This is a genomic window from Membranihabitans maritimus, assembly GCF_021729145.1.
Classification (GTDB): Bacteria; Bacteroidota; Bacteroidia; order Chitinophagales; family Saprospiraceae; genus Membranihabitans; species Membranihabitans maritimus.
The window spans coordinates 16706-28831 of the sequence record NZ_JAJSLW010000006.1 but is presented as its reverse complement, the minus strand read 5'-3'; the positions used below and the strand labels follow the sequence as shown (position 1 = coordinate 28831).

Here is a 12126-nt window from a genome sequence, read left to right as displayed (position 1 = left end):
AATGGCAAAACCTATTGAAGATAATTCCAAATTGTGCATCCATACCATTACTACCAAGCCCTGGAACCTGGAAGAGGCTTCTGACGCATATGCTAAAAATGGAGTGGGGGGAATTACCGTTTGGAGAAATGTTCTCGATGGACGGGATATCTACCAAACGGGAGAAATGTTGCGTTCAAAAGATTTGGATATAGTTTCCTTATGCCGGGGTGGTTTTTTTCCTGCAGACAGCGAATCAAAACGAAAAGTCGCGATTGATGATAATATCAAAATGGTAGAAGAAGCAGCTGAATTGGGTGCTCCTATGATTGTCCTCGTATGCGGTGCAGAACCTTCCCAATCACTTGAGAAATCAAGGGGGCAAATACAAAAGGGAATCGAAGCTGTGTTGCCCCATGCAGAAGAACACAACATTAAATTAGCTATTGAACCGTTGCATCCCGCATACGCGGATACAAGGTCAGCTATTAATACAATGGAACAAGCTAATGATATGGCTGAAAAAATTGATTCAGAATTTGTTGGTGTGGCTGTGGATGTATACCATTTATGGTGGGATTCGAATTTGAAGCGAGAAATTCATCGATGTGGGGAAAACAATAATTTGTTTGCTTTCCATATCTGTGATTGGAAATTTCCCCTGGATGATATACTCAATGACCGGGGATTGATGGGGGAAGGGTGTATTGATGTCCCCCAAATCAGAGAATGGGTAGAAGATACCGGATTCGATGGCTTTAATGAGGTTGAGATATTTTCAAATCGATATTGGGCCATGGATCAAAATGATTTTCTGGAAAAAATAATTCATGCGTATAAACATAAATCTTAATATTTCAAATATTACTAAATGAGCGAAAATATAAAAGTACATAAAGTAGGCGTCATAATGAATGGGGTCACAGGTAGAATGGGAACGAACCAACATTTAATGCGTTCCATAGTGGAGATTATCAAGCAAGGTGGTGTAAAGGTAAGTTCTAAAGAATTTATTATGCCGGACCCGGTTTTGGTGGGAAGAAATCCTGTGAAACTAAAAAAGTTGTGTGAAAAATTCAATATTGAAAAATATACTACGAACCTGGATGAAGTAATCAGTGACAAATATTATCAGATTTATTTTGACTCACAGACGACGGGGAGAAGGGCAGATGCTGTTAAAAAGGCTGCATCTGCTGGAAAACACGTTTATTGTGAGAAGCCTACGGCCACGGATACTGAAACAGCCCTTGAATTATATCATTTTTGCGAAGAAAAAGGCGTAAAAAATGGTGTAGTACAGGATAAATTATTTTTACCTGGTTTGATGAAAGTCCAACGGTTAATACAAAATGGATTTTTTGGAGATATTTTGTCTGTGAGAGGTGAATTTGGTTATTGGGTATTTGAAGGTCATAGTATTCCTGCCCAACGTCCTTCCTGGAACTATAGAAAAGAAGACGATGGTGGAATTATAGTGGATATGTTGTGCCACTGGCGATATGTTTTGGATAATATTTTTGGCAAAGTGAAAGCTGTGTCGTGCTTGGGTGCTACCCATATTCCGGAACGCATAGATGAAAATGGTAATAGCTATAAAGCTACAGCAGATGATGCAGCCTATGCTACATTCGAGCTGGAAAATGGTGTGATTGCCCATTTTAATTCTTCGTGGACGGTTCGTGTGCGTAGAGATGATTTATTGACTTTGCAGATCGACGGAACAAAGGGGTCTGCGGTAGCGGGCCTGCGTGAGTGTTGGACACAACACTATGGAAATACACCAAAACCAGTTTGGAACCCGGATATTGCCCAACCGATCAATTTCTACGAAGGTTGGTCCAAGGTGCCGGAACAAGAAGAATATGACAATGCCTTTAAAATACAATGGGAAATGTTTTTAAAACACGTTGTAAAAGACGACCCTTTTCCATATTCATTGCTGGAGGGAGCGAAGGGTGTTCAATTGGCTGAGAAAGGGCTGGAAAGTTGGGAGAAGCGATCGTGGGTGGAAATAGAGGATTTGGAAGAATAGAGCAATAGCCAGGAGTCGGAAAGTCCGGAGCTAAAAGAAAGTTTATGAATTCCAGATGTATTAGAAATCTTGCTATGATGTTTGTCGGGAACTTCTGTCGAATGTAAAAAGAATAAGTGTAGCGGAGTTGGTATACTAAAAATAGATTTTGAAAACTTGTACATTGTACAACTGAAGGATTAAATGATTGAAAATTAGATATATGAAACAAGTAGCTTTTATAACAGGGGGAAGCCGCGGAATTGGATTGGGAATAGCAAAATCTTTGGCGGAGAATGGATTCGATATTGCTATCAATGGCATGCGTCCGGAAAAAGCGGTAATTGACGTACTTGAAAAGTTGAAAGAATATGGAGTGGATGCCATTTACTGCCAGGGTAATGTTGGCAGTACAGATGACCACCATAAAATGATTGATAAAATTAGAGACCATTTTGGTAGACTGGATGTATTGGTCAATAATGCTGGTGTGGCTCCCAAAGAACGAAATGATTTGTTGGAAGCCACTGAAGGAAGTTTTGAATATGTGGTAAAGACTAATCTACAGGGGCCATATTTCCTGACACAGAAAGTGGCTAATTGGATGGTAGAGCAAGAAAATGAGTCTGGTGAATTCAAGGGTTGTATAATCAATGTTGGTTCAATATCAGCGGATGTCGCTTCAATAAACCGTGGGGAATATTGTATATCAAAAGCCGGTATGGCAATGATGACTCGGTTATTTGCTACCAGGCTTGGCCAATATGATATTCCTGTATATGAGATTAGACCAGGGGTTATTAAGACGGACATGACTTCCGGTGTACAAGAAAAATATGATAAATTAATTGAAGGTGGGCTTTTCGTGCAATCCAGATGGGGAATGCCTGAAGACGTAGGAAAAGCTGCAACGGCACTAGCACTTAGATATTTTCCTTATTCTACCGGCCAGACAATAATGGTTGATGGCGGAATGACTATTCAAAGGCTTTAAAATATAACTTTTATCAAATAATAAAATATAATAAATATGAATTCATCCGATACTTCAAGTGGAGATCCTGCAAATATGGGAAATGATGATAAAATTCCCGTAATGAAACATTTGCTCAGCCTGCCGGTATTAGTGGCAGCCCTGGGATATCTGGTAGATATGTACGATTTGTTTCTTTTCAGTATTGTAAGGATTTCGAGTTTATCCGATTTGGGACTTTCCGGTGACCAATTGTTGGAAGATGGCGTGTTATTGTTAAATCTCCAGATGGCAGGATTGTTGATCGGTGGTGTTTTTTGGGGTATTCTGGGAGACAAAAAAGGCAGGTTGTCTGTTTTGTTTGGTTCCATATTAATTTATTCGATTGCCAATATTGCCAATGGTTTTGTCGAAAGTTTTACGCAGTACGCTATTTTGCGTTTTATTGCCGGAATTGGATTGGCTGGAGAGTTAGGCGCAGGTATTACCCTGGTTAGTGAGATATTACCTAAGAAAATACGTGGATACGGTACTACTTTGGTAGCTACACTTGGGGTAGTAGGTGCAATATTAGCGTATGTAGTGGCAGAGTTGTTTGAATGGAGGGCATCTTATTTTATTGGTGGCGGCCTTGGATTATTATTATTGATAATGAGAATACGGGTGTTTGAGTCCGGTATATTCCTCGAAGCCAAATCTAAAAATGTCGTCAGGGGGAATGTGCTCATGCTATTTAATAACCGGGAACGGTTTTTCAGGTATCTAAAAAGTATTATTGTCGGGTTCCCAATATGGTTTGTTGTAGGTGTATTGATTACTTTTTCTCCTGAATTAGGTGCAGCTGTTGGAGTAAATGAACCTATTGAGGCTGGCATAGCTGTGATGCTTTCATTTGCCGCGCAGGCAGTGGGAAATGTAGTGAGTGGAATACTAAGTCAATACTTCAAGAGCCGAAAGAAAATTATGGGGTTGTTTATCCTTTTATCTTTTGGTTTTACACTATTGTACTTGTTATTACCCACGGATTCCGTAACGGGATTTTATTTTTTATGTGCTTTATTGGGTTTCTCCAATGGATATTGGACACTTTTTATAACTGTGGCTGCAGAGCTATTCGGAACAAACCTCAGGGCTACTGTAGCAACTACGGTCCCCAACTTTGTCCGGGGAGCAGTGATTCCAATAACCACATTATTTTTGTTCTTGAGATCGGGAATGGGAATTATAAATAGTGCAATATTGGTAGGTGCTATTACTGTAGCCATTGCCCTATGGGCTTTGTATTCCCTGCAGGAAACTTTCCATAAGGACATGAATTATATTGAGGAAGATTGATGTAGTTTTATATAGATGTTTGCAAATACCTCTTGTCAAAGATAGAGGTCAATCTATTTGAGATCCTATGCTGAATAATTGGTAAATAGCATTGTTCCTTTTTCATTGTAGTGGATATGCCAGGAAAATGCTTTGGACAACAGATGAGGGGTATGACCTCCATGTTGCAATGCTTCCTGATAATATTGCAACATTTGCTTTTTATATAATGGGTGTATGCAATTGTTGATTATACTGGTAGCCCTTTCACGAGGGGCTAGTCCCCGGAGGTCTGCCAATCCGACTTCAGTAACTATTATATCAACATCATGTTCGGTATTGTCGACGTGAGTCACCATAGGAACTATATGGGATAACGTATGATTTTTTGAAGTTGATGGGCAGACAAAAATGCTGAGTAGGGCATTTCTTGCGAAGTCTCCTGAACCACCGATACCATTCATGATTTTGTTCCCGCCGATATGAGAAGAATTGACATTCCCATATATGTCAATTTCAATAGCGGTATTAATGGATATAATTTCCAATCTTCGAATTACTTCAGGGGAATTGCTGATATTTTGAGGACGAAGAATTATTTTGTCCTTGTATTGATCAAAATTTTTAAAGAATTTGGTGCGACAATCTTTTGAAAGAGTTATTGAAGTTGCTGAGGCGTATGATAATTTTCCAGCATCCATTAATTCAAAAGTACTGTCTTGAAGAACTTCGGAATACATTGTCAGGTCGGCAAATGAACTTTCCATAAATCGCGATAATACGGCATTGGCAATTTTACCTATACCTACCTGGATGGGTTTGAGTTGAATAGGTAGCCGGTCTTTTTTTACTTCTGATTTCAAAAAATTTAATAAATGGTCGGCAATTCTAAACGGTTTTTGATCAGGTTCCTTCACATTCGCTGGTTCATCGGGATGATTCGTAAATACGATCGCCATTACTTTTTGTGGGTCTAATGGAATGAAATTATTTCCAATTTTGCTTTCTGGAGTCGTAATATCAATCGGTCGTGGTTCATTCGTTTCAGGAGGTGAATAAATATCAAAGATAGACTCCAGGTTGTCGGGAAAAAAAGTATTGATCTCAATGATTATTTTATTTGCCATTTTTGCCAGGGTTGTTGAATTTCCAACGGAAGTGGTGGGAACGATATATCCGTTTTTATCAATTTTCGATGCTTCAATAATTGCTATATCAACGGGAGGGAGTTGTTTTTTAGCGAGAAATTCTGCTGTCTGACTGAGATGCTGATCTATATAAAGGACCTTACCGGAATTGATACTATCCCTTAATTCTTTATCCATTTGAAAGGGCATTCTTTTGATGAGAGCTTTGTTTTTTGCCAACAAACCATCAATATTGTAACCTAGGGAGGCGCCACTAATCAGTGTGATTTGCAGGTTTTCTTTTGCAGCCCTTGCAGCAAATGCGGGTAATACTGCTTTACTATCTCCGGCCTTGGTGAAACCACTAACACCTACAACATTTTTATTATCAATAAGCAAAGCTGCTTTTTCTGCTGAACAAATTTTATCAAAATAAGCTGGATAGTGAAGACGATTATTGTATTGGTTTTGTCTCATAACGAGTATATGGAAATTAAAAATTTTGACAAAATATTATTTATATATCTCTGAGGATATGATATTTATCAAATCATCAAGTGATATGAATCAACTCCAGGTAATTATGTGCCCAAATTTTAAAATAATTGGAGTAAGATAAGGAAAAGGCCAGGAAAACTGTTCCGACATAAAATTCCCGCGTTCAAATCGTTACCGAGTTTATTTCTTCAGTCGAATCCTACTTTGTTGAATGACTTGGTAATATTAGATGTATTCTATACTTTCCTGATTCTATGTTGGTCCTGGCAGGGTGTTGTATTTCTTGCTGTATTCTACAGGTGTAGTGAATAACCAAATAATCCTGTTAATACAATTTTTAAATAGCATCAGTAAGGGGGCTTATATATAGATGATTTTCAATTTATCGGTTGGTCCCGCTTGTTTCAGCGTTTTTTATTTTAATTTTTTTCATACATTGGGAAAGTAAAACTATTTAAAAATTAATGTTTGATACACAATGAAAAAAGTTATTTTTTATTTGGCAATTATGCTGATAACTGTCTTTTTACAACCCGCGATTGGCCAAAATACTATGGGGGCGGAAAAATTAGGTTGGAAAATTGGTTCCCAGGCATACACTTTCAGGGTTTTTACGCTAGAGGAAGCATTGGATAAAATGAATAGTTTGGGGTTGAAATATGTAGAGTTATATGGAAATCAAAAAATCGGAGCGGGAATAGAGGGAACGACCGATTTTAAGATGAGTGACGAAAAGCGTCAACAGGTAAAGGCTTTGTTGAAATCCAAAGGGATAACACCGGTTTGCTTTGGAGTTTCTTCTCCTGATAATCCGGAAGATTGGCGGAAGTTATTTGAATTTGCAAAGGACATGGGAATTGGGATCTTGACATCAGAGCCTCAGTACAATCAATTGGACCTGGTTGAAGAATTATGTGAAGAGTACCAAATAAAAGTAGCTATCCACGATCATCCGATTCCTTCCAAATATTGGCATCCTGAAATTCCGATGCGGTTGTTGGAAGGGAGAAGTCCTTTGATTGGGGTATGTGCAGATATCGGTCATTGGGTGCGGTCCGGATTGGATCCGGTTGAATGCCTCAAAAAAGTGCAGGATCGATTGATTAGTTTCCATTTTAAAGACTTGAAAGATTTTGGAATACGGAATACCCACGATGTTCCCTGGGGGAGTGGAGTTAGCAATATACCCGGAGTCTTGAATACGATGAAAGATATTGGATTTGAAGGTCCTATATCTATTGAATATGAGCATAATTGGGAAAATAGTGTTCCGGAAATAAAAGAGAGTCTTGATTATTTTCATCGCGTGGCAAACGCATTGGCTGAACGGGAATAGATTGGGAGTGTGAATCAGGAAGACCGGAGCAAGGAGCAATATATACATCTAAGATGGAAGACGAGAGGTTCAGGCTGAATAATTAAGCCTTGCCACTAAATGTCCGGATACGACTATATGTAGATTGCTGTATGAATTGGGGAGGTCGGTCTCCTTTATGGTAAGCCCAGGGAGGGAGTATTTCTTGTAATCATTATTCGAGGCTAGTGACTTATAGCTCCCAGAGGAAGGCTAAAGTGGTAGCTAATAAACCTAGGTAAATGTTGTATGGATTTTTGGGGAAGCAAGCCCTATAAATACAAATGGTGAGAATTGCCAAAGTGTTCTACTAACAAACAAATTTCTATATTTGCAATTGAATTTCAGATAGAAAATTTATTGCCATTATGAAAAGTATTATTTCTTTCATTTGTTTTGTATTTCTGTGTATTGAGGTGAGTGCACAAAATGAATCTCTACGAGTTTTATTTATTGGTGCTCATCCGGATGATTGTGATATAAAAGGAGGAGGTACGGCAGCGCTTTTTACAGAAATGGGGCATGAGGTTAAATTTATTTCGGTCACCAATGGAGATGCGGGTCATATGGACATGGGTGGAGGAATGTTAGCCAAGCGAAGAACTGCGGAGGCGCAAGAAGTAGCAAAAAGACTGGGTATTGTATATGAAGTAATGGATAATCACGATGGAGAACTTATGCCTACCTTGGAAAACCGACTTGACCTTATCCGTCGAATCAGGGAGTGGAAAGCGGATATAGTAGTATCTCATCGGACAAATGATTATCATCCAGATCATCGCTATACTGGAGTTTTGGTGCAAGATGCTGCTTTTATGGTCGGTGTTCCTAATATTGCAGCGGATACGCCTCCCCTGGATAAGAACCCTGTTTTTTTGTATTTTCAGGATCGATTTGAGAAGCCTAATTCGTTTTCAGCGGATATAACTGTGGATATTACGCCGGTAATTGACAGTAAAATTGAAGCTTTGGATGCTCATGAATCCCAATTTTATGAATGGTTGCCCTGGATCAATGGGTATGTCGGGGATATACCGACGGGTGCAGAAGAGCGAAAAAGATGGCTGTTGGAAACGCGTTGGCCTGAATTGCCAGCGAAATCCAAAAAGGGGTTGGCCAAATGGTATTCTGCAGATAGGGTTGACAAGGCTAAGTATGCAGAATCCTTTGAGATTTGTGAATATGGGTCGCAGCCGGATACGGATGAAATACTAAAGTTATTCCCGATGTTGGGAAAGTAAAAAAGTAAAATTAATGTTTTTATATAAAGCGTTTTTAAAACCGTATTTATTTAGTTTGGATGCGGAAGATGCCCATCACAAAACAATGGCGTTGTTTCGCTTATCTATGGGGTTACCAGGAATGAAGGCAATTTACAAAAGTAAATTTGTGCTAAATGATCCGGAATTGGAAACGGAAAAGATGGGTTTAAAATTTAAAAACCCCATTGGTTTAGCCGCCGGATTTGATAAAGATGGCAAATATGTTGAACTATTGCAGTATCTGGGGTTTGGATTTGTTGAAGTCGGCACCGTTACTCCCTTGCCTCAGCTTGGCAATCCGAGGCCCAGGCTATTCAGATTACCTAAAGACAAAGCACTTATCAATCGAATGGGTTTTAACAATGAAGGTGTTGATGAGCTGGTTAACAGGCTGAAGAAATTGGATAAAAAAGATTTGATTATTGGTGGAAATATTGGCAAAAATAAAGTGACCAGTAATCAAAATGCCTGGAAGGATTATTCTATTTGTTTTAAAAAGTTGAAAGACTATGTAGATTATTTTGTAGTGAATGTAAGTTCTCCAAATACTCCGGGATTGAGGGAACTGCAAAATAAAGATGCATTAACAGAAATATTGGAGCGTATTCAAGAAATGAATAATGAAGGTCATCCTATTTTATTAAAAATCGCCCCGGATATTTCAATAGGTGAATTAGACGATATTTTAGAAGTGGTTGAAAATACTAATTTAAATGGAATTGTAACTAATAATACTACTATTGCCAGGTCACCATTAATGATAAGTGAGGAGCGAATTGCAAAATTAGGAAAAGGGGGTTTGAGTGGTAAACCTCTGGCTGATCGTTCGATGGAACTCCTCAAAGAAGTCCGGAGTAAAATTTCAGAAGATAAAGTAGTAATTAGTTCCGGTGGGGTATATAATCCCAACGAAGTATCGAACAGATTGGTGGCAGGGGCTGACCTTGTACAAATATATACCGGTCTTATATACCAGGGGCCACAATTTGTCAAAAATTCACTGCGATTGATTAGGAATACCTACCGAAACGGAATGGGCTAATAAAAAATTTGTTCATTTCTCCTTGGTTATTCAGAAATGAACAAATTTCATATTGTAATAATAATTGAAAATTGAGAAAAACCTACCTCAATCTTCTCAACATTAATTCTTTATTTTCAACTGCTCTACGAACAATTTCATCTCCAAATTCAGTGAATTCAAGTTTTTTCTCCAACCTTTTACCTTTTTTCGCCCCTTTAATATATTGAATTAATTCTTTTTTTATTAATTGTTGTACAGCAAGGGTAATATTCGGTACTGATTCTCCAATCTCCTTTAACGTATTGCTAATATCTCGAGCTTTGAATTGCTCCATATTTCTATTGGATTTCATGAACGCAGCAGTAAGGAGTGTTTTGTCCGATGAAGATTTGATATTTATATCATCGAGTAAGTTCCGAAGATTTTTGTATTGGCCTATACCTCCTTCTTGAATGGCATCATACCCTGTATGGATAGCATAATCAATGCCTTCAATACCTTCTTCGCCTTGATTTTCTCCGGGTTTAGTCTCTTCAATCTTGCTTTCAAGCCAATTTAATACTCTCTTTTGCTGGGGATGGGATAACCTTGATATTATTTCATAGGTTTTCCCAATAGCTTCTAATTCGTGATTAATGGTCATAAAAAAATAAGTTTCATTGTGTTATATAAAAATATTATTTGATTTTACAGATTAAATAATCGAATATCAATGATATTTAATTATGGGATTGTGTATACATCAAATATACCAATTTCTTACGTACCTAAAATAGGTAACGTACACGGTTTTGTTGTGTTTAAAATAATTTGAAAATAAAATTATCTAACTAATTAATGTGTATCCTCTTAAAATATTGTTTATAAGGTTAATATATATATTATTTATTATAATGAAATTGATTTATCGCTATTTGTTAAATTATTTATATTGTATTTAATATTTTGTTAAAATAATAATTCTTTATTAGTGGTCTGGATGGGTGGTTTTAATAATTTTTAGAAATAATTCATCATGTTATTTTAAATTTTTGTAAAAAATGTCTTTCGGTTGTTTTTAAATAGATGTTTAGTAATTGAATGATTCTATGTTCCTTTTAGTGCATATATATCTATGGGATTGAGTATGATAGGTATTCTGAATTTTAGGTGTCATACAGGTGAAATTTTATTGAAATAGGACTTGTTACATTAGTACGAGGAGCGGGTTTTTCGAAAAATAGGCCTGGTTTTTACAGGTTTTTGTATTGCTTTATATGGAGCCGTTTTTACATATTATCTGAAATTTTAGTTTTATAACGTAAAAATACGTTTTAAATTTGTATATTGCGTTAAATCAGTTTCTGAAGACGATGGAAAGATTGATAAATACTGAATTTCTTGGGCCCCTTGCTATATTCTTATTGGTGCAGTTTTTGGCTGATAAAAGCAATGGACAAAGCATAGGGCGTCCTATTGATTCTGTATTTGAAATTGGGTTGCAATACCTTGAAACGTACGATTATAAGAAGGCTGTTGAATCCTTTTACTATTGTCAGCGGGAAGTAAATCACGAACCAACGTATCACTATTACCTTGCTAATGCATATGAACAACTCGGAAATATTCAGGACGCCCGTATCTTTTATCACAAGGCCTGGACCCTGGATTCTTTGAATGTGAAATATATTATGGCGCTGGGGAAAATTGAATTTAAGAGACATGATTATGTTGAGGCCCGGTCGTATTTTGCCCGTTTGATAGAGATTGATTCTACCAATAGTTTTTATTATAAACAATTGGGAAAGGCGTGTTATTATGACAATGATATGATTTGCGCTATAGCTTCGCTTGGAAGAACACTCCAATATAACGACCGGGACCTGGAAGCCCTCCGTCTGCTGGCAGATATTTATTATAATCTTGAAGAATATGACTTTGCATTGGAGTATTTGGAACGCGGACTCTTTATTGATCCGAAAAATCCACTCTTCTTGCGATTTAAATTAAAAATTGAAGTCAAACAGGAGTATTACGATGAAGCATTGGTTACAACTGATCGATTGTTCTCGATCCCTGATAGCAGTAATTCCGTGATGAAATATTACGGGATAGCATTGACTAAAACGGGGCGTCATCATGAAGCCATCCCGATTTTGAGGAAATTGGCAAATGGAAACGGTGTGGATGAAGGAATTCACTATTTCTTATCCGAGGCTTACGGTGCGGAGGATAGTATTGATCAATGCATAATGCATCTGGAAATGGCCATGTATCGTTTCGGTATCGGCCCTATGGTATGGCGGTATTGTCAAAAATTGAGTAGCCATTTTGAAAAAAAAGGGGACTTACGCCTAGCCCTGGACTATATGGAAAAATCCTCGGAGCTCAAATCCAGCCCCATTTTGCTATTCCACTTTGCCCGCTTAAGTGATGAATACTACCGGGATAAGCGGATTGCACTCAACCGGTATGAAAACTACCTGGCTTCTGAGGATTCGCTGTACCGGAATTATGCGGAAAGCCGGGTTATGCGGATCAAGGAGTATTTACATCAATCAAAAGGTAAAGCGCCATGAAGCAAATAACAGAGAGATTGTAA

10 protein-coding genes are annotated in these 12126 nt (G+C 37.8%); 8 read left to right on the top strand and 2 right to left on the bottom strand.

Annotated features, from left to right (window positions below; translation table 11 throughout):
* The first annotated feature begins 1 nt into the window (after window position 1).
* From LVD47_RS08340 to LVD47_RS08325, 4 genes are all read left to right on the top strand, one after another.
* Window positions 2-832 carry a sugar phosphate isomerase/epimerase family protein gene (locus LVD47_RS08340; RefSeq protein ID WP_236975216.1) on the top strand — a complete coding sequence of 277 codons (831 nt, stop codon included), beginning with the start codon at window positions 2-4 and terminating at the stop codon, window positions 830-832.
* Between the two features lie 18 nt (window positions 833-850).
* Window positions 851-2014, top strand: coding sequence for a Gfo/Idh/MocA family protein (locus tag LVD47_RS08335; RefSeq protein ID WP_236975214.1), 1164 nt, complete (start codon window positions 851-853; stop codon window positions 2012-2014).
* Window positions 2015-2216: 202 nt separating this feature from the next.
* Window positions 2217-2987, top strand: a complete 771-nt coding sequence (locus LVD47_RS08330) for a 3-ketoacyl-ACP reductase (RefSeq protein WP_236975212.1) — start codon at window positions 2217-2219, stop codon at window positions 2985-2987.
* 75 nt (window positions 2988-3062) lie between these two features.
* A complete protein-coding gene (locus LVD47_RS08325) occupies window positions 3063-4301 on the top strand; it encodes an MFS transporter (protein WP_369427765.1) in 1239 nt (412 codons plus the stop codon).
* Window positions 4302-4366: 65 nt separating this feature from the next.
* On the opposite strand, the gene scpC is transcribed toward LVD47_RS08325, so the two are convergent.
* Entirely contained in the window at window positions 4367-5884 is a 1518-nt protein-coding gene (gene scpC, locus LVD47_RS08320; protein ID WP_236975209.1) for a succinyl-CoA:acetate CoA-transferase ScpC, read from the bottom strand.
* 499 nt (window positions 5885-6383) lie between these two features.
* Here scpC and LVD47_RS08315 point away from each other — a divergent pair, with 499 nt between their 5' ends.
* From LVD47_RS08315 to LVD47_RS08305, 3 genes are all read left to right on the top strand, one after another.
* Complete coding sequence (locus LVD47_RS08315; RefSeq protein ID WP_236975208.1) at window positions 6384-7241, top strand: sugar phosphate isomerase/epimerase family protein; 858 nt, start codon at window positions 6384-6386, stop codon at window positions 7239-7241.
* A 386-nt stretch (window positions 7242-7627) separates the two neighbouring features.
* Complete coding sequence (locus LVD47_RS08310; RefSeq protein WP_236975207.1) at window positions 7628-8500, top strand: PIG-L deacetylase family protein; 873 nt, start codon at window positions 7628-7630, stop codon at window positions 8498-8500.
* A gap of 13 nt (window positions 8501-8513) precedes the next feature.
* Window positions 8514-9563 carry a quinone-dependent dihydroorotate dehydrogenase gene (locus LVD47_RS08305; RefSeq protein ID WP_236975206.1) on the top strand — a complete coding sequence of 350 codons (1050 nt, stop codon included), beginning with the start codon at window positions 8514-8516 and terminating at the stop codon, window positions 9561-9563.
* A gap of 82 nt (window positions 9564-9645) precedes the next feature.
* Here the strand turns inward: LVD47_RS08305 and LVD47_RS08300 are convergent, their stop codons facing one another.
* Window positions 9646-10188, bottom strand: a complete 543-nt coding sequence (locus LVD47_RS08300) for a hypothetical protein (RefSeq protein ID WP_236975205.1) — start codon at window positions 10186-10188, stop codon at window positions 9646-9648.
* Window positions 10189-10897: 709 nt separating this feature from the next.
* Between LVD47_RS08300 and LVD47_RS08295 the strand changes: the two genes are divergently transcribed.
* Complete coding sequence (locus LVD47_RS08295; protein ID WP_236975204.1) at window positions 10898-12103, top strand: tetratricopeptide repeat protein; 1206 nt, start codon at window positions 10898-10900, stop codon at window positions 12101-12103.
* Window positions 12104-12126: the final 23 nt, after the last annotated feature.